This is a genomic window from Blastomonas aquatica (assembly GCF_014639875.1).
GTDB lineage: Bacteria > Pseudomonadota > Alphaproteobacteria > Sphingomonadales > Sphingomonadaceae > Blastomonas > Blastomonas aquatica.
The window spans coordinates 81,006-100,232 of record NZ_BMGD01000005.1 but is presented as its reverse complement, the minus strand read 5'-3'; the positions used below and the strand labels follow the sequence as shown (position 1 = coordinate 100,232).

General features: G+C 64.9%; 9 protein-coding genes. 7 read left to right on the top strand and 2 right to left on the bottom strand.

The annotated features are described in order from the left end of the window. Positions 1-73: 73 nt before the first annotated feature. Together IEW00_RS13935 and IEW00_RS13930 are read left to right on the top strand one after the other, a co-directional pair. The gene (locus IEW00_RS13935; RefSeq protein ID WP_268235834.1) at positions 74-787 is read left to right on the top strand and encodes an HAD family hydrolase; all 714 of its coding nucleotides are present in this window, start codon (positions 74-76) and stop codon (positions 785-787) included. A gap of 33 nt (positions 788-820) precedes the next feature. After that, on the top strand, positions 821-2,236 hold the full coding sequence (locus tag IEW00_RS13930; RefSeq protein WP_188515031.1) for a M24 family metallopeptidase: 1,416 nt from the start codon (positions 821-823) through the stop codon (positions 2,234-2,236). A 148-nt stretch (positions 2,237-2,384) separates the two neighbouring features. On the opposite strand, the gene IEW00_RS13925 is transcribed toward IEW00_RS13930, so the two are convergent. Beyond that, positions 2,385-3,302 carry a prephenate/arogenate dehydrogenase family protein gene (locus IEW00_RS13925; RefSeq protein WP_229737047.1) on the bottom strand — a complete coding sequence of 306 codons (918 nt, stop codon included), beginning with the start codon at positions 3,300-3,302 and terminating at the stop codon, positions 2,385-2,387. Between the two features lie 8 nt (positions 3,303-3,310). Beyond that, positions 3,311-4,429, bottom strand: coding sequence for a pyridoxal phosphate-dependent aminotransferase (locus IEW00_RS13920; protein WP_188515029.1), 1,119 nt, complete (start codon positions 4,427-4,429; stop codon positions 3,311-3,313). 373 nt (positions 4,430-4,802) lie between these two features. Between IEW00_RS13920 and IEW00_RS13915 the strand changes: the two genes are divergently transcribed. From IEW00_RS13915 to ribD, 5 genes are all read left to right on the top strand, one after another. Further along, the gene (locus IEW00_RS13915) at positions 4,803-6,563 is read left to right on the top strand and encodes a ShlB/FhaC/HecB family hemolysin secretion/activation protein (protein ID WP_188515028.1); all 1,761 of its coding nucleotides are present in this window, start codon (positions 4,803-4,805) and stop codon (positions 6,561-6,563) included. Next, positions 6,563-14,725: a beta strand repeat-containing protein gene (locus IEW00_RS13910; protein ID WP_188515027.1), complete on the top strand. Its 8,163-nt coding sequence runs from the start codon at positions 6,563-6,565 to the stop codon at positions 14,723-14,725. The genes IEW00_RS13915 and IEW00_RS13910 overlap by 1 nt, the downstream gene beginning before the upstream one ends. Next, positions 14,722-17,820, top strand: a complete 3,099-nt coding sequence (locus IEW00_RS13905; RefSeq protein WP_188515026.1) for a CHAT domain-containing protein — start codon at positions 14,722-14,724, stop codon at positions 17,818-17,820. Before IEW00_RS13910 ends, IEW00_RS13905 begins: the two co-directional genes overlap by 4 nt. A 66-nt stretch (positions 17,821-17,886) precedes the next feature. Then, on the top strand, positions 17,887-18,237 hold the full coding sequence (locus IEW00_RS13900; protein WP_188515025.1) for a hypothetical protein: 351 nt from the start codon (positions 17,887-17,889) through the stop codon (positions 18,235-18,237). A 29-nt stretch (positions 18,238-18,266) separates the two neighbouring features. Continuing rightward, on the top strand, positions 18,267-19,217 hold the full coding sequence (gene ribD, locus IEW00_RS13895) for a bifunctional diaminohydroxyphosphoribosylaminopyrimidine deaminase/5-amino-6-(5-phosphoribosylamino)uracil reductase RibD (RefSeq protein WP_188515222.1): 951 nt from the start codon (positions 18,267-18,269) through the stop codon (positions 19,215-19,217). The last annotated feature ends 10 nt before the right edge of the window (positions 19,218-19,227 follow it).

Here is a 19,227-nt window from a genome sequence, read left to right as displayed (position 1 = left end):
ATTCTGGCGCTGGCAGACCGTTGGTACAACGGCACGCTTGTTTCGCGCCAATATCGCTATATGCCCTGGTACCGTGAGGGAACGGATAGCCTTTTACGATATGGACAGGACGATCACCGTCCATCCCACGTACGCGCGCTTTTTGCTGTGGATGGCGCTGCGTCACGATCCCAAGCGCCTGCTGCTGCTGCCTTTGTCCGCACTGGCTGGGCTGGGTTATCTGCTGCGGATCGTCAGCCGCGATGGCCTCAAGCAGATCAACCAGCGGATGCTGCTGGGTTCGCTGCGGCTGGCAGATCTGGCCTCACCCATGGCAAGGCACGCCGATTTCGTTTTTGCCAAGAACATCCGGCCCGGAGCGCTCGAGCAGATCGCCGCCGACCGGGCAGCGGGTTATCGCATCGTGATCGCGACCGCGTCGTATCGCTTGTATGTCGAGGCGATCGCCCGACGCGTTGGCGTCGATGATGTCATTGCGACCGATCTGACCGCTTCGCGCGGGCGCGTCCAGCCGCATATATCCGGGCACAACTGCTATGGCCCCCACAAGGCACAGATGATCGTAGCGTGGATGGCTGACGCCGGGCTGGACCGCGCCGCCTGCCATATCCGCTGCTATTCGGACCATATCTCGGACCTGCCGATGCTCGAGATGGCAGATGAGGCGTTTGTTACCAACGCGCATCTGCCGATGCGGCTCGTGGCGCGGCAGAAGGGATGGCCCGAGCTCGACTGGGAACCGGGCAATGGACATCTTGCGGTGGCGCTTCCCACCTTGCCGCGCTAGCGTACCCCCATAATCGCGTCTCAGGGGAGCTTCATGAAACATACCACCGTCGTCACATCCTGGATCGCCGCCGCCTTGCTGGCGACCGCTCCAGCCTCTGTCTTCGCACAGGGGCCGGGCAACGCCAGCGAAGCGCAGGCGCCTGCCTATCCCGACATTTTACCTTTGCGCGAACAGGCCAAGGTCCGCGATGCCTGGCTGGCGCAGCGGCTGGAAACGGTGGTGCCTGCGCTGATGCGCGAGCAGGGCGTCGACATGTGGGTGCTGATCGCGCGCGAATATGCCGAGGACCCGGTCGTCGCGACAATGCTCGATGCGCGATCGATGCACGCACGGCGGCGCACGATCCTGGTATTCTTCGATCCCGGCGAAGGCCAGCCGGTCGAGCGGCTGACCGTCAGCCGCTATGGCCTGGCGGGCATGTTCGCCCCTGTGTGGCAGCCTGAAACCGAGCCCGACCAGTGGAAGCGGCTTGCCGAAGTCATCGCCGAGCGCAACCCGCAGAAGATCGCGCTCAACATTTCAAGCCAGACCGCGCTCGCCGACGGGCTGACGCATAGCCAGCACGAAGACTTCGTCGCCGCGCTGCCCGAGGAGATGCGCGAGCGCATCGTGCCGGCCGGGCCGCTCGCGATCGGCTGGCTGGAAAGCCGCACCCCCGCCGAGATGGAGATTTATCCCTCGATCGTCCGCACCGCGCACGCGATCATCGCCGAGGCGCTATCCGACACGGTGATCACGCCGGGCAAGACCACCGCTGAGGATGTGCAGTGGTGGATGCGCGAGAAGGTCAGCGCGCTCGGTCTCAAGGTCTGGTTCCATCCCTCGCTCAACATCTTCCGCGCCGGCCAGACAGCGGAGCTGACGGGTGATGCGGTCATCCAGCCGGGCGACATGCTGTGGACCGATTTCGGCATCACCTATCTGGGGCTCAACACCGATACCCAGCACCTGGCCTATGTTCTCAAACCCGGCGAAAGCGAAGCGCCCGCCGGACTGAGGGCCGGGCTCGCAGCCAACAACGCGGTGCAGGACATGCTGACGGCGGCATATCGCGTCGGCCTCACCGGCAACGACCTGCTTGCGGCAACACGCGCGCGGGCGATCTCTTCAGGCTATCAACCCAGCATCTATTCGCACCCCATCGGTTTTCATGGTCATGGGGCGGGGCCTGCGGTCGGCTTCTGGGACAATCAGGACGCCACCCCCGCCGGAAATTACCTCATCCGCGCCAGCACGGCCTGGTCGATCGAGCTGGCAGTCACCAACAACGTTCCCGAATGGGGCGACCAGGCGGTCTCGTTCCGAACCGAAGAGGACATGTTCTTCGACGGCGAGCAGGTGAGCTATATCGACGGACGCCAGAGCGACTTTCACCTGATCAAGGGCGCTGCGGATCGGCCGGTGGTGGAAGAGATGGTTGCGCCGGTGGAGGCGCCGGTAGAGTGAATGATGGATGCTCTCTCCCCTTCAGGGGAGAGATACGAAGGCTTAGCAGCTTGCTGCCTAGCCAAAGTTGAGAGGGGCCGCAGCAATCGCGATGTCTTACAACTCCCCCTCTCCCAACCCTCTCCCCTGAAGGGGAGAGGGCTTTACCTTAAGGATGCTCGCGCCCGAAGTCGGGCTTGGCGTCATCCTGGCCCTGTTCGATGATCGAACGGCGGATGGTGCGGGTGCGGGTGAACAGCGCTTCGAGCTCGTCGCCCTTGCCCCAGCGGATCGCGCGCTGCAGCGCCGACAGGTCTTCGGAGAAGCGCTGGAGCATCTCGAGCACCGCATCCTTGTTCGACAGGAAGACATCGCGCCACATCACCGGATCGGACGCTGCGATGCGGGTGAAATCACGAAAACCGCCCGCAGAATATTTGATGACCTCACTTTGGGTCACCCCTTCCAGATCGCTGGCGGTGCCGACGATGGTGTAGGCGATAAGGTGCGGCAGATGGCTGGTCACCGCGAGCACCAGATCATGATGCGCCGCGTCCATCGTCTCGACCTCGGCCCCCAAAGCGCGCCAGAAGCCGGCGACGCGCTCGAATGCGGCAGCATCGGAATCGGCATCAGGGGTGAGAATGCACCAGCGCCCCTTGAACAGCGATGCAAAGCCCGCTTCGGGTCCGCTGTTCTCGGTTCCGGCCACCGGATGCGCGGGAACGATAATTGCATACGGCAACGCGCCGCGCAGCGCGGTGAGCACGCTCGCCTTGCACGATCCGACATCGGAGATGATCGTCTCGGGCGAAAGATGCGGTGCCATCGCGGTGGCGGCAGCGGCCATCGCGCCGACCGGAACGCACAGGATGACCAGCTCAGCCTCGGCCAGCTCGGGCCCGAATGCAGCGTGATAGCTGTCGCACAATGCGATCGCCTGCGCACGGGCGCAGACATCGGCGTTGCGATCATAACCCATGATCTGCGTGTCCGGCAGGCTCTGGCGGATCGCGCGGGCGATCGAGGAGCCGATCAGCCCCAGCCCGACGATGGCAACCGAAGCGAACGGGGCGGAACTTTCCAACGGTCCGTTCATGCCGCGACCAGATCGCGCAGGACGGCAGCGATGGCGCGCATGTCCGCCTCATGCCCGATGGTGATGCGCAGCGCGTGGCCGAGCCCCTGCCCTTTGGGCCAGCGCACGATATAGCCTGCCTTCATGAGCGCATTGAACGCCGCTTCTGCGCTGAGCGATCCTTCGAAAAGCACCAGCACGAAGTTGGCGTGGCTGGGCACGACAGTGACGCCATGGTTGCCAAGCTGGCCGACTTCGGTCGTGAACCAATCCCGCCATAGGGCATTGTGCGCGGCCGAGCGGGTGACGAATTCCTGATCCGCCAGCGCCGCCAGTGCGGCTGCCTGCGCGGTGAGGCCGACGTTGAAAGGTCCGCGCAACCGGTTGAGCAGGCCCGTGACATGCGCAGAGCCATAGCCCCAGCCGACCCGGTCTCCAGCCAGGCCATAAGCCTTGGCAAAGGTCCGGGTGACCAGCACATTGCCATGGTCGCGGGCCAGGTCGAGCGCGCCATCTTCATCGGTCGCAGCAACATATTCGGCATAGGCCTGGTCGATCACCAGTAGCACCTGCGACGGCAGCGCCGCATGCAACCGGGCAAGATCGGCGCGGCTGGTCAGCGTGCCCGTGGGATTGTTGGGGTTAGCCAGATAGACCACGCGGGTCGCGTCGGTGATGCAGGCCAGCAGCGCATCGACATCGGTCGCATAGAAGTTGTCTGGCGCAACTACCGGGGTTGCACCGCAGCGGCGGGCTGCGATCTCGTATAGCGAAAACCCGTACCGGACGTAGACGACCTCATCGCCGGGACCGGCAAATGCACTTGCGGCGATGGTGAGCAGTTCGCCCGAACCCGTACCGCAGACGATCCGTGCCGGGTCGAGCCCGTGCAGCGCGCCGATCGCATCGCGCAGCATCGTGCTGTCCGGATCGGGATAAAGCGACGGATCGGTTGCAGCCCCCTGCGTCCGCGCGGCGAGCGCCAGCGCGCTAGAGCCAAGCGGGTTTTCGTTCGCGGACAGTTTGATCAGCGGCTTGCCATCGTCGCCCGTCGACTTGCCGGGAACATAGGCATGGATCGCCTCGATCCACTCTTTGGGCTGAGGTAGAGGCTCGCTTTGGGAAAGACTTGTCATGGCCCGCGCGCATAGCGTGAGTCGCCCGGATTGGAAAGCATCGCGGCACAGGTTGCAGGTTCGACAGCCAAAAGGCGCGACAGGCTTTCAATGTCACGGGAGATATCCGCGACCTCGAAAAATGCTGAATGAAATCAACGTCCGTTACGCGCGATGTTACCCCTTTCGGCCTCGCGGGGACAAGTTCATGTTAACTTTGGACATTTTGTCGGCATTGCGGGTTGCCCCCAGGTTACGGGTGCGTTAAAAGCCCGCGCAAGGTCGCCCAGGATGGTAGAAGTGGAACAACCGCTTTGCCAGCCGCTATACGGTTGTGGGTGACACGGTAAAAGCCATGTCTCCCTTCTGCCGCAATGGTTAAAAGGGGGTAACTTTGGCGACGCTCACCAGGCGCACACGTCCGTATTTTCTGGGCACCGCCGTGCTCGCAGGGCTGTTTACGGCAAACGCAGGCCATGCCCAGCAGGTCAATGTCCCCTCTCCCCCCACCCGCGAGGAAATCGAACGCCCGGTGCAGCAACGCACCGATCGCCCTGCCCGGCTGACGGTCGAAGGCGATATCGAACGCGCGCCCTGCCCGCTCGCCGACCCGGCCTATGCCAATGTCCGGCTGACGCTGAGCGAAGCCCGGTTCAACAATCTGGGCCCGGTGGCACCTGCCGAACTGCGTCCGCTGTACGAGCGGTATATCGGCACCGAACAGCCGGTGGCGGTGCTGTGCGAAATCCGCGATGCGGTCGCCACCAAGCTGCGCCGCGATGGCTATATCGCAGCGGTCCAGGTGCCGACCCAGCGGATCGACAACGGCATCGTCCAGTTCGAGGTGTTATATGCCAAGCTCACCTCGATCCGCGTGCGTGGCGATGCAGGCAGCGGCGAAAAACTGGTCGCAAGCTACCTCGAGCGGTTGACCACCGGCACCGTATTCAACCAGCGGCTGGCCGAGCGCTATCTGCTGCTGGCGCGCGACCTGCCGGGCTATGATATCCGGCTGACGCTGGTTCCTGCAGGCACCGGCCCGGGCGAACTGATCGGCGACGTTACGGTGCGCCGCACTCCTTATGAGGTCGATCTTAACGTCCAGAATTTGGCGGCGCGGGATGCCGGGCCCTATGGCGCCCAGGTGCGCGCGCAGTTCTATGGCCTCACCGGCATGGGCGACCGAACCTATATCTCGGCCTATTCGACGCTCGATTTCGACGAGCAGCAGATCGTGCAGGCAGGCCATGAATTTCGCGTCGGTCAGGAAGGCCTGACACTGGGCGGTCGTTTCACTTATGCCTGGACCAAACCGCAGCTCAATCTGCCCGCAGGCGTGAATGCGTCGATCGACGCGACGACCCTGCTCGCCAGCATCGAGGCGCGCTATCCGCTGCTGCGCCGCCAGGCCGCATCGCTCTACAGCACGGTCGGGCTCGATTACGTCAACCAGGACATCGATTTCATCGGGCCGCTGTCACGCGACCGGATCCGCATCGCTTATGTCCAGCTGGCGGGCGAGGCGATCGATATGGCCAATGGCGCCGAGCCCCGCTGGCGCATGGGCGGGCAGATCGAACTTCGCCAGGGTCTCGACATCCTGGGCGCGAGCGAGGCATGCAACTTCGTCTGCGCGCTCGTCCGCACGCCGACGACGCGCGGCGACGGCAACCCGACCGCAACGCTGATCCGCGGCGAGATCGCCGCCGAAGCCGCGCTGGGCGACCAGTTCTCGGTCTATCTGCGCGGACGCGGACAGATCGCGTTCGATCCGGTGCTCAGCTTCGAGGAGTTTTCTGGCGGCAACTTCACCATCGGGCGCGGCTATGATCCGGGCGTGATCGTCGGCGACGATGGCGCGGGCTTCCAGGTCGAGCTTCGCGGGCCGCAGATTACCCCGATCCAGCAGGCCAATTTCTCGTTTCAGCCGTTCGCCTTCATGGACGTCGCCTGGACCTGGGACGACGGCCGTCCGGGTGATCCGCAACGTTTGAGCTCGGTCGGCGGCGGGGTTCGCGCGCGGTTGAGCGACCGGTTCCGGCTTGACCTGACCGTGGCGGTACCGACCGAACGCGCCGGCCTGCTGGTCGAGACGCCCGATCCACGCATCCTGTTTACTCTTACCACCTTGCTATTGCCCTGGGGAGCCCGCTGATGGCTGATAACCGCAATATGATCGCGCGCCGCACCACGCTGGCCAGGGCGACATCCGGGATCGCGCTCGCCACCGGGCTGGCTATCGGAGGCTCCGGCGTTGCGCATGCCCAGGCCTATGAGGGCAACCCGACAGTGGTATCCGGTGGTGTCGTCATCAATCGGACGACAGGCAACGACGATATTCAGGTCGATACCAACCAGGCGGTGATCAACTGGACCACCAACGATGGCGCGCTGACCGGCGCACCGATCAATTTCCTGCCCAACGGTCGCACCGTGGTCTATCGCAACAATCCTTCGGTGCAAAACCAGTTCACGGTTCTCAACCGCATCATTCCCGCCGGTACCAGCCGCGCCATTCAATTCAACGGAACCATCATCAGCCAGCTGCAGACTGCGGCCGGTCTCGTCCCCGGGGGCAATGTCTGGTTCTACAGCCCCGGCGGCATCGTCGTAAACTCAACTGCGGTGATCGATGTCGGTGGGCTGCTGCTGACCAGTTCCGATCCCGTCCGCGATGGCGCTGGCAATTTCATCGACTCCGGCGGATCCTTCACGCTGGGCGCGGCCGCATCGGCCTCCTCGGTCATCATCCAGCCCGGGGCGCAGATCCTCGCGACGCCGGAAAACAGCTATATCGCGATGGTCGCACCGACCGTGCTTCAGCTCGGCAACGTCTCGGTCAACGGATCGGCGATGTATGTCGGCGCGGAGGCCGCCACCATCACCTTTGGCGGCAATGGCCTGTTTGACATTCAGGTCACCACCGGCACCGACGGCAGCGGCGGGGTTGCGATCGGTCATGGCGGCGTCACCACGGGGCCAGCCAGCAGCGGCATCGGCGACAATCACCGCATCTATATGGTCGCGGTGCCCAAGAACAACGCGATCACCATGGCGATCGGCGCAGGAAGTCAACTGGGCTTCGATATCGCAGGCGCGGTCGATGTTGACGGCAACTCGATCATCCTGTCGGCAGGTTATGATGTGTTTGGCGATTTCATCGACACCACAACACCGGTCAATCCAGGCCAGGCAGCCGATATCCTGGTGTCGCCCGCAGATATCACGTCTGCCTTCACCGCTGCGGCATCACGCAACTTTCTGGGCCAGTCGCTCGGCGGTGACCTCAACTTCTTCAGCGATGTCGAGGCATTCGGTGCCGGTTCGGCGATCCTCGATGCCAATGGCGCCACCGCCTCGGTCAATGTCGGAGGCAACCTGAGCCTGTCGTCCGATACCTTTGCAGTCGTCGAAGGCGCAGATGCCGTCGGCGGTACCGTCCGGCTGGCTGCGACCAACGGCGGCGTGATCAGCCTGTCGGGCGACGCAAATCTGAGCGCGACCGGCAGAGGCGGATCCAATTTCACCAGCGGAAGCGTGGGTAGCGGTACAGGTGGCCTGATCGAAATCCTGGCCAACGATGGTGGCCTCGTCGCCGTTGGAGGCAACCTGCGCGCCGATGTCTCGGGCATTGCAGGTCCGACTGAGACCGACGGTGTCGGCAGCAACTTCGGCCGCGGCGGGAACATTGGCGTCTACACGCTGGGCAGCGACGGCACGCTGCTGGTCGAAGGTTCGACCGATTTGATCGCGCAGGGCTTTGGATCGGATAATGGCGGGTCGGTCACCAGCAGCGGCGGTACCGGCATCGGCGGCAGGATCGATGTCTCCGCTCAGGGCTCGGGCCATCTCATGCGCTTTGGTAGCGCGTTTGCGGCTGACGTTCGCGGCTTCGGCGGCTTTGGCGGCTTCGGCATCAATCAGAGCAGCGGCGGCATCGGCCAGGGCGGCCAGATCTTCGTCAACACGCAGGGCGCAAGCACGCTCGATTTCCTGAGCGATCTGACACTGTCGGCAGTGGGCTTTGGCGGGACCGCGGGATCGTCGGCGGGCTCAGCAGGCGGCGCAGCCTTGGGCGGCACCGCCAGCCTGGCCATGGAGGGAAGCGGCGGGCTGATCAACATCGCGGCCAATACCCTCGTGGAGGCCGGTGCCATTGGAGGAACCGGCAATTCGGCGGGCGGTCTGGGCGGCAATGCGACAGGCGGCGACGCCATCATCTTCCAGAACGCTGCAGGCGGCAACCTGACGATCGCAGGGGTGACCCAGGTCGGATCCTTCGGCATCGGCGGTTCGGGAACCTTCGGCGGCAACGGGACCGCCGGCAACGCGCAGGTCGTCGCGCAGAACGCAGGAGAACTCAATCTGCTGAGCGGACTGACAGTCGATGGTGCGGGCTTCGGTGGCTCGGCCACCACACCGGGTACGGGATCGTCGGGCAATGGAACCGGCAGCGCTTTGGCGCAGATTGTCGCGCTATCTAGCGGCATCATCAATGTTGTTGGCGACGTCACGGTGTCAGCGAACGGCACGGTTTTGGGTACGGCGCTCACGGGTATCGATGGCGGTAACGGCAACGGCGGAAACGCCTCGATCTCGCAAGGGATCGGTGGCCGGATCACGATCAATGGCAATGCCAATGTGACCGCTACCGGCACCGGAGACGCCAATCAGGGCGGCGGTGACGGCATCGCTGGCAATGGCGTGGGCGGCGATGCGCGCATTGCGGTCAACGACTTCAACATCACCATCACCGGCAATGCGACGGTCGATGCGAGCGGCTTTGGCGGTGCCAATCTGGGTGGCATCGGCGGGGGCAACGGCATCGGCGGGGTTGCCAATCTGGGCGCTGCCGTGGGCACCCTGGCCATCGGCGGTGATGGCATCCTACGAGCATCGGGGCTTGGCGGTGATGCGGTCAGCTTCGGGGCGGGCGGGAATGGCACCGGCGGCCAGGCGCTTGTCGGAACGGTCTCTCCGACCGCGCTGATCCAGGTCGGCGGGCTTGTTGACGCAACGGCCAATGGCGAGGGCGGCAATGGCTCCGGCAGCACCTTTGCAGGCGGCGCAGGAACCGGCGGGATAGCGCAGATCTTTGCCCAAGGTGGCTCGGTGACCGTCGGCGGCACCAGCTTCCTCAGCGCTTCGGCCTTTGGCGGCAATGGCATCAACGATGCTTCTGGCGGTTCGGCAATCGGCGGTGATGCAGGCGTGCAGGCGCTCGCCGGCGGCCAGGTCACGCTCAACGACAGTGCCTTCATGGCAGCATTCGCAGGTGCTGGCAGCAGCGCCGGTGGCAGCGGCAACACCGGCTCTGCAACCGGCGGCGATGCGTTCATCCAGTCTGAATCCGCGGGAAGCGCGATCACCATCAACGGTAGCTTCTTTGCCGATGCGACCGCGTTTGGCGGGTCGAGCGGAACCGGAAGCATCGGCTTGGCGACGGGCGGCACGGCTGGCGCATCGACGCAGTCAGGGCTGCTCCAGATCAATGGGGACGTCGTGCTCGATGCTTCGGCCACCGGCGGAGACTCGACCCTGTCAGGAACCGGCGGCAATGCCACCGGGGGCCGCACCTTCATGGTCGTGTTCGGCACCGGCGGCGGTACCGCCAATGCTACCGGCTCGATGAGCCAGCGGGTCAACGGCATCGGCGGCAATGCCAATGTCGGCGCCGGGGGCGTGGGCACCGGCGGTCTGGCGGAATTCGGGACGCTGGGCATCGTGGGCACCGTGACGGTGGGCGGCGACGCCGAACTGTTGGCCAACGGCTTTGGCGGCACCGCCTTTGTTGCGGGCAACGGTGGTGATGGCAACGGAGGCGAGGCGCGCGCAGGAGTCAACGGTGCAACGTTGCGCGGAGGCAATATTACTCTGGGCGCGGGCGGTTTTGGTGGCAACGCCACTGCCGGCGGCTTTGGCGGCAACGGCACCGGTGGCATCGCCTCACTGATCGCGGGCAGTGGCCCGGTGATCGGGCTGGTCGATTTCGACTCCGTGTTGATCGACGCATCAGGCAATGGCGGCATGGGTGGCGCGGGCACCACCGGACCTACCGGCGGCAATGGCGGCAATGGCGGAACAGGCACCGGGGGCTCCGTGCTGCTTTTCGGCACGGCGGGCAATGGACAGCTGGATGTGCTGGACGTGCAGATGTTTGCTAACGGTGTCGGCGGCGCAGGCGGCCTGGGTGGCACGGGCAGTGCCGGCTTGGGCGGCAATGGCGGCATCGGCGGCGCAGGCAGGGGCGGGGTGGTCCAGTTTGGCACCCAAAGTGGGACCGCAGCGCTGACCGTCAATGTCGGCTTTGCCGATACCGGAAATATCTCAGCAGTTGCAGGGGCCTTTGGCGGCTCGGGCGGCGACGGCGGCCTGGGCTCTGCAGGCATCGGCAATGGCGGCAATGGCGGCGACGCTTTTGGTGGCCTCAGCCTGCTGACCGTGCGCGGATCACGCCTGACGGCGGGCGACATCACCATGGCGGCGGGCGGCGCAGGCGGGTTCGGTGGCAGCGGCGGCGCGTTGGGCGGCACCGGGGGCAACGGCACAGGCGGCGGCCTTGGCTTTGCGATTACCGACCGGTTCCAGATCCCGGCCAATCGCGGGCTGCTGCAGGCGGGCAATATCCTGGGCATTTCCACCGGCATCGGCGGCGCCGGGGCGGTATCAGGCCTGGGCTATTACTCCACCGGTAACGCTATCGAACTGCGCAATGCCGATGCCTCGGTAGGCAGCTTCGTGATCAATATCAGCGGCGATCTTCCCGACCCGGTCGGCATCGTCGAGGATTTCGTCCGCATCACCGATGGCATCGCCAATGTCGGCGGCGGCTTCACCTTCGCAACATCGGGATCGCTTTCGACCCTGATCGACAACGGCGCGCTCAATGCCGGTTCGGTAGGTCTGAGCGCAGGAACGTTCGTGGCCGATACGGTCATCACGGCACCGACGAACATTGGCGCCATCAATGCCGATGCGATCGGCCTGTTCTCTAACGGCAATCTGCAGGTCACCGCGGACATCAATGCGGTGCAGGATATCACTATCTCGGTCCCCGGATCGGTCGAGCTGTTCAACATCTCGAGCAGCGGCGCAATCGGCATCAGCGGGTCATCGCTTGCGCTGGGCGATCTCAACGCAGGGGATCACGTCAACCTTGTCTCGACCACCGACTTCATCGGCGCGGGCAACATCACCGCGAACAGCTTCGTTGCCATGACGGCGGCAAACGGGTTGAACCTGGTCAACGCCGCTGGCCAGGGGGCGAGCGTCAACGCGGGTGATTATATCGACCTGCTCGTGCTCAACGGAGACATGGAGATCGGCGCTCTGAACGCCGGCACGTACATTGCGCTCGAAACGCAAGGCGGCAACATCGCCATCGGCGATACTCTGTCAGGTGAAGACACAGACGTTGAATCGGCAGGCTCGCTGGTGTTCGGCAACGCTGTGACCGGACTGAGCTTCGGTGGATCGGCGCTGGGCAACATCAACGGCGGGAACATTACCGCATCGGGCACGGCCTTGGGCACAAGCTACAGCGTCGGCCTGCAGGCACTCGGCGGCAATATCGTCGTCGGCAATCTCAGCGGCCCGCGCAATATCGGTCTGCTGGCAGCAGGATCGGCAACCACGGGCAGCCTGACCAGCGGCGAAAACGTCGTCGCGCTGGCCACCGGCAACATTCTGGTCAACGGTTCTGTGACCGGCGCCAACGGGGCCGACCGCTTTTTCTACGTCGGCAATGCCCAAATGGCATCGCTGCTTGGAGCGGACCTCGACCCTGCACCGCTGTTCGCGGTGACGCCGGTCCGCATCGGCGGCAGCTTGACCGTCAACGGCCCGATCCAGGTGGGTAATCTGCTCGCCGGTATCGGCACCGCGTTTACCACGACCGGTGCGATCACCGCCAATGGCGGGCGTGTCGGCATCACCGCCAACAGCATCAGCGCCCAGGCGATCACCTCGACCCTTTCCACCGCGCTTAGCGCGACCAACGGCAACCTGTCGGTCGGCAACATCGCTGCGGGCGGGGCGCTCACGCTGTTTACCGATACCGGTCTGATCACCGCAGGAACGCTCGCCGGATCGCAGGTTGGCGTCGATGGCCAGAGTGCGGTCAGCATCGGCGGGGTAACCACCACGGGAGCCGCGCAGTTGCGCTCGCGTGCGGCGAGCTTTGCCTCGACCGGTGCGATTACCGGCGGCACGGTCAACATCGGTGGCACCTCGATAGCGCTCACCGATGTCACCAGCACCGCCGGTGTGATTGCGATCGGAGCTACCGCGGGCAACCTCAGCTTCGGTACGCTGACCTCTTCGGCCAACACCCAGTTTGCGGTCACCGGATCGGTCACCGGCGGCGATATCACCGCAGGCAGCTGGATAGGCACGACCGTCGGCGGCGACATGACGCTCGGCAACCTGCGTACCACCGGCCCAGGTGCCGCGCCGACCAGCGGCTTCAGCGTGGGTCTGGGTGCCAACGGCGCCATCGTGACCGGAACGATCGACAGCTTCGGACTGCTGGGTATCGGCTCGGATGACGGCCAGGGCATTTTCGGCAATGCGACCAGCATCTCCACCGGTGCGATCACTGCAGGCGGCAGCGTACTGCTTCGCAGCAATCAAGGGCTGACCACAGGTGCGATCACCTCGACCAACGAGATCAGGGTCCGCGGCGGCACGGTCACCACCGGCGCGCTCCAGGCCACCAACGCCATCCTGGCAGCGGCGATGACCGGCAGCCTCAGCACCGGCACTGTCACCACGGGCGCATCAGCGCTGCTGCTGGCGGCGCAATCGGTCAACACCGGCGCGATCGGCACCGGCACCTCGGGCACGACGTTCATCGGCAACAGCGCGGCAATCCCGGCAACCGGTCTGATCTCGACGATCAACCTTGCCAACCTGTTGGCGACCGCGCCGGCTCAAGTTGGCGGCAGTGTATCGATCGGCGGCCCCGTGACCACCGGCACGCTGCTGTCCGCATCCAACGGCGGCTTTTCTGCCAGCGGGGCGATGACCGCAGGGACACGGATCGATATCAATGCCGGCGGCACGGCGGCATTTGGCGGGCTGGCAACAGCGCCGACGATCACCGTGGCATCGAGCGACATTGCCATCTCGCAAACTGGAGGCCTGGGCGGTGCGAACACCGGCACGCTGACGCTGATCAACAGCAACGATGGCCAGATGGTCATCGGCGGCACCACCTCGGGCCAGGGCTATACGCTTGATGCCAGCGAGATTTCGCGGTTGCGTGCAGGCAACATCGTGATCAGTTCGCCGATCGCCGGATCAAGCGGTGTAGGGATCGAAATTCGCGATTTCACCCTCAATGGATCGACGGCGGCCAGCGGCGTCAACCTCAACGGGTCAGAAGGGTCGCTGACGATCCAGACCACGAGCACCATCCGCGTCAACGGCAATGCCACCTTCAACGCGATGGCTCCAACCAACCGGGTGGCGCTGACCGCCGGGCGGGTCGAGGTCAACGCCGATACTGGTGGGATATTCCTCAACGGCAGCTCGCCGGGCGGGGTGCTGTCGATCACCGCCGACAACATCCACATTGCCGGGGCATCGGTGCTCGAGCGACTGGCGCAGGATGTGAACTTCACCGGACGCGACGCGGCTTTGAGCCTGCCGATCGCGATATCGCGCCCCGATGGCGTGATCCAGGCATCACGGTTGCAGTTTAACGTCGGCAGCACGCTGCTGATCCAGAACACCGGCACCAGCCTGCTCAATGCCGGGTTCTTTGGCAGAGTCGGCAATGTCGAGATTGCCCCGCGGTCCTCGCAAGGCTCGCCCGGCCTGATCGACATGGTGATCTACGGCCAGTTGCTCGATAGCGGGGACATCGTGCGCAACGGCACATCGGTGCGCGACCTGATCTTCCCGACGTCGACCGGTCAGGATGGGCCCATCACGATCACCGGCTTCACCGCGACATCGAGCGTCAACGGCTGCCTGCTCAATGCCGCCAGCTGCATCGGCGGCGGCGGCATCACCGAACAGGGCCCGACCATCATCACACATGCCGGCCCGCCCCCGCCTGAACCGGCTGCCGAGCGCAAGGCCGAGCGTGAGCAGGAAGAGGCCGAAGCGGCAGCCGAAGAGGCCGCACGCGGCGAAGCGGCACCGCGCCGCCCGATCATGCCGCCGGTGACCATCGTCAACACCCGCCGCCTTGGCGTCGAACCGATCATCGATGAACCGGTGACCAGCGGGGGCAATCCCAACCTGCAGCTTGACCAGCCGCTTCCCGATACCCTGCCCGATGCCCTGCCAGATACCGGAGGACAGCCATGATCCGCACCCCATCCATGCCGCATTCTTTGCAGGGCGCTTTGGGCCGTACCGCTCGTGCCGTCATGGCGCTCAGCCTGGGTTTTGCAGTCACGTTCCCCGGAGTTGCGCTTGCCCAGGGCGAAGGCGCGATTGCGTTGCGCGATAGCTTCCGCGTCGGTTCGGCAGGGGTGCTGTGCACCGCCCAATACCGCCCTACGGATGCGGCGCTGACCAGCATGTTCGATCGCGGCTATCGCGTCGTTTGCCGTGATGCCGCCAGCCCAGTCGGCTCGCTCTATGCGCTGCGCGGCGGTGAAGGCGACCGGCTGGCGAGCTATCTGCAGGCAGCCGCCAGCCGCTTGAACTGCGGCGAGCGGCAGATCACCGAGGTCGAGAATGTCGGCGGCGCGACGGTGATCGAATGCCGCGATCCCAAGGCATCGGTCGATTACCGGCTGTATGCGGCGGTACGCGGCGACACTGTGTTCATTGCCGAGGGGCTATCGGGGTATGATTCGGCGCTCAAGCTCGCGCTAGCCGCATTGGTTACAAACCGGCCGGTGACCGGCACCGTCGATGTTGCCACCACTCAGGTCAGCGATCCTGCGGCGTTTGCGCGGATTCAGGCAGGTACGCTCGACGAGGAATCGGCGCGGGTCGAAGCTTATGTCCGCAATAATTACGGCGCCTATGCCGAATCGGCCGAGTTCTTCGAGACGCTCGCTGCGCGCGAACAGGGCGCATCCGAACGGACGGCGGAATTCCTCGCCAACCAAGCCCTGCAACAATCGAACATGGGCGATTTTGCGACCGCAGGCGCGCTGTTTGCGCGCGCGGACCGCGTGGTGGCATCGAGCGATGGCGTCACCCAGCGGATGATCCGCAACTTCCGTGCGATCGATGCGATCAACCAGCGTGACCCGGCAGCGGCGATCGCGTTTCTCGATCGCCCGGTATCGATCGATACCGAGATGATCGGCGAGGCGCGGCTGTCGCAAGGCGAGATCACCAAGATGCTCGCCGATCAGATCAACCGCGAAAACGCAGGCCTCAAACGGCTGGGCGGGGTGGACAGCAGCCTGACCGGCACAGAGCGCGCGCAGATCCTCGATGGCCAGGCGCTGCTGCTGCGCGGATCGGCGCTGCGCCTGACCGGGCAGAGCGCGGCGGCGCTGACCGCATTGGAGCAGGGCATCGATAGGATCGTTGCGGTCCGCAACGGCCGGATCAGCTCGACCGGATGGCTGCGGGCCGAGGTCGCGACGCAACGCGCGTTGATCCAGGAATCACAAGGCGACCTTGCAAATGCCCGCGCGGGGCTGACCGAGGCGCTGGATATCTATCGGCTCGATTACCCGCAATCGCCCGGGCTCTTGAGCGCCAAGGCGCGGCTCGCGGCGTTCCTCGCGCGGCGGGGAGAGGCCGATGCCTCGATTGCGCTATATGACGAGATCGTCGCCGAGGGCGAGGCCGTTCCCAGTGCACGGGGAACGATGAAGGAAATGCTTGGGCCGTATTTTGCCCAGCTTGCGCTCCGCGCCGATGCCGATGCTTCGGTCGCCTCGCGGATGTTCACCGCCAGCCAGCTGCTCCAGCGGCCCGGCGTCGCGCAGACGCAGGCGGTGCTGGCGCGCGAACTGTCCGAAGGCAATGACGAGGCCTCCTCGCTGTTCCGTCTGGCAGTGACCCGCACCCGTGAAATCTCGCGCACCAGTGCCGAGATCCAACGGCTCGAGGCCCTCCCCGCACCCACCGCAGATGATACCGCCACGCTGGCATTGGCGCGCGAATCGCTGACCAACCAGCAGAACGAGCAGACCGCGCTGCAATCGCGGCTGGGCCAGTATTCGCAATATCGCGTGCTATCGCCGACATCGGTGACGCTCGAAGAATTGCAGAAGCTGCTCAGACCCGGCGAGGGCTATTACAAGATCAGCTTCGTCGGCAACCAGGTCTATGGCCAGCTGATCACCCAAGAGCGCGTCCGCACCGTCAGCATCCAGCTGACCCGCACCGATCTGGACAAGACCGTCGCCAAATTGCGCGATACGATCGTGGTCATCGAGAACGGCCAGCCGACCAACTATCCGTTCGATGTGGTCGAGGCCAAGGCGCTGTACGAGGCGCTGTTCCCCGGACTCCAGCAGGACCTCGCCGGGATCGAGCACCTGGTCTACGAACCCGATGGCGCGCTGCTGCAGCTGCCACCGGGGCTACTGGTCGAGGATCAGAAAGGTGTCGATGCGTATCTGGAACGGACTGCGGCGATTGATGCCGATCCGTTCGACTTCACCGGCATCGCCTGGTTCGGTCGTGACCGGCGGTTCTCGATCGCGGTGTCACCGCGCTCGTTCGCCGATGTCCGTACGATCGCATCCTCGCGTGGCAAGCAGGCCTATCTGGGGCTGGGCGAGAACGCTCCGCCGCCCGAACGCGTCCAGCTTGCCTCGGCGAGCCGCGCCGCCGATTGCGAATGGCCGATCAACACTTGGCTCGACCCGATTTCGCCTGCTGAACTCAAGCTCGCGCAAAGCGTGCTAGGGGCAGGCAGAGCCAATGTGCTGACCCAGGGTGCATTCAGCGACACCGCGTTGCTGAACCGTGATGACCTCAATGATTTCCGCATCCTGCACTTTGCCACCCATGGCCTGGTGACCGCACCTCGCCCAGAATGCCCGGCGCGCCCGGCGCTGGTCACATCGTTCGGGGATGCGACATCGGACGGTCTGCTGAGCTTCAAGGAGATCTTCGACCTCAAGCTCGACGCCGATCTGGTGATCCTGTCCGCCTGCGACACCGCAGGGCTCGCCACCGTTTCGGCCTCGCGCGAGGCGGGGATCGAGACCGGAGGCAATTTCGCACTCGATGGTCTGGTCCGCGCATTCGTCGGCGCGGGTGCCCGTTCGGTGCTCGCCAGCCACTGGCCGGTGCCGGATGATTTCAACGCGACCGAGAACCTGATCTCCGCTTTGTTCAAGGCGAGCCCCGGCACCGCGATGAACGCTTCGCTGGCGCAGGCGCAGCGCATGGCGATGGATGATCCGCTGACATCGCATCCCTATTACTGGGCAGCGTTCATCCTGCTCGGCGATGGCACCAAGCCGCTGGTTCAATAGGCCGCATTCGCGCTTGGTGGATGCCGATACTGGTCAAGACGGGCAAAGCTGCCTATCTTGGCGGGTATGGGATTCTTACGTGACATTTCGCCGATCCGCGCCTTTGGCGATATCAAGACCTATTGGTTCGACCAGCAGGACCACAAATGGCGGTTCCTGCTGGCATCGCTTGCGGCGACGACAACGATCTTCGCTGCCTTTTTCAGCGAATCCGGGTTCGAGGTGCAGTGGAAGCGGCCCGAGATCACTTGGGTGACCAGCTTTGAGCCCGGGCGAAGCGATACGCAGATCGCTGCAGAGAATGTCGCCAATCAGGAGCGCAACGATAAACTCGAGGCCGAGCGGCTGGCGCGCGAGGAAGAGCGCAAGGCGCAGTTCCGTCGCCTCGCCGAACAGTTGGGCATGGATACCGAGTGATCTTATCTCCCCGGTCGGATACGGACTGGATGCAGGCTGCCATCGCGCTGGCTTTGCGCGGACGGGCCCTGTCGAGCCCCAATCCTTCGGTCGGATGCATCCTGGTGCGCGATGGTCGGGTTGTCGGGCGCGGCTGGACCATGCGCGGTGGCAGGCCGCATGGCGAAGCGATGGCGCTGGCCGCAGCCGGAGACGCGGCGCGCGGCGCAACCGCCTATGTCACGCTCGAACCGTGCGCGCATGACAGCGAACGCGGCCCTGCCTGCGCTGACCTATTGATCGCAGCCGGCGTCGCGCGCGTCGTCATTGGCACGCAGGATCCCGACCCGCGCACCAACGGCGCCGGGATCGCGCGGCTCGAAGCGGCGGGGATCACCGTACAGTCGGGTGTTGCTGAAGCATCGGCGCGCGCCAGTCTTTCCGGGTTCATCACCCGCCAGACGCTGGGCCGCCCGTTCGTCACATTGAAGCTTGCAACCTCGCTCGATGGACAGATCGCGCTTGCCGATGGTTCGAGCCAGTGGATCACCGGCGAGCAGGCGCGCGCGCACACGCATGTCGAGCGCGCGCACCATGATGCGATCCTGGTGGGCGGCGGCACGTACCGTGCCGATGCGCCCCGGCTTGATGTGCGGCTGGCTGGGCTGGAGACACGCTCCCCCCGCCGGGTGCTGCTCAGCCGAATGGGGGATGCGCCCGCAGGATGGACCGCTTTGGCCTCGCCGCACGATATCGCCTCGCTCGCAGGCGTCGGCTGGTTGATGGTCGAAGGCGGGGCAGAGACGGCAGCGGCGTTCCTGGCCATCGACAGCGTCGACCGGCTGTTGCTTTACCGTGCACCGGTGCTGATCGGGCGCGGCAAGGCAGCGCTGGGCGATATCGGGCTTGGCAATCTGGTCGATGCGCATGGCCGTTGGCGGCTGGACAACACGCGGCTGCTTGGCAACGACCGGATGGAAAGCTACCAGCGGATACGCTGACCCGCGCCCC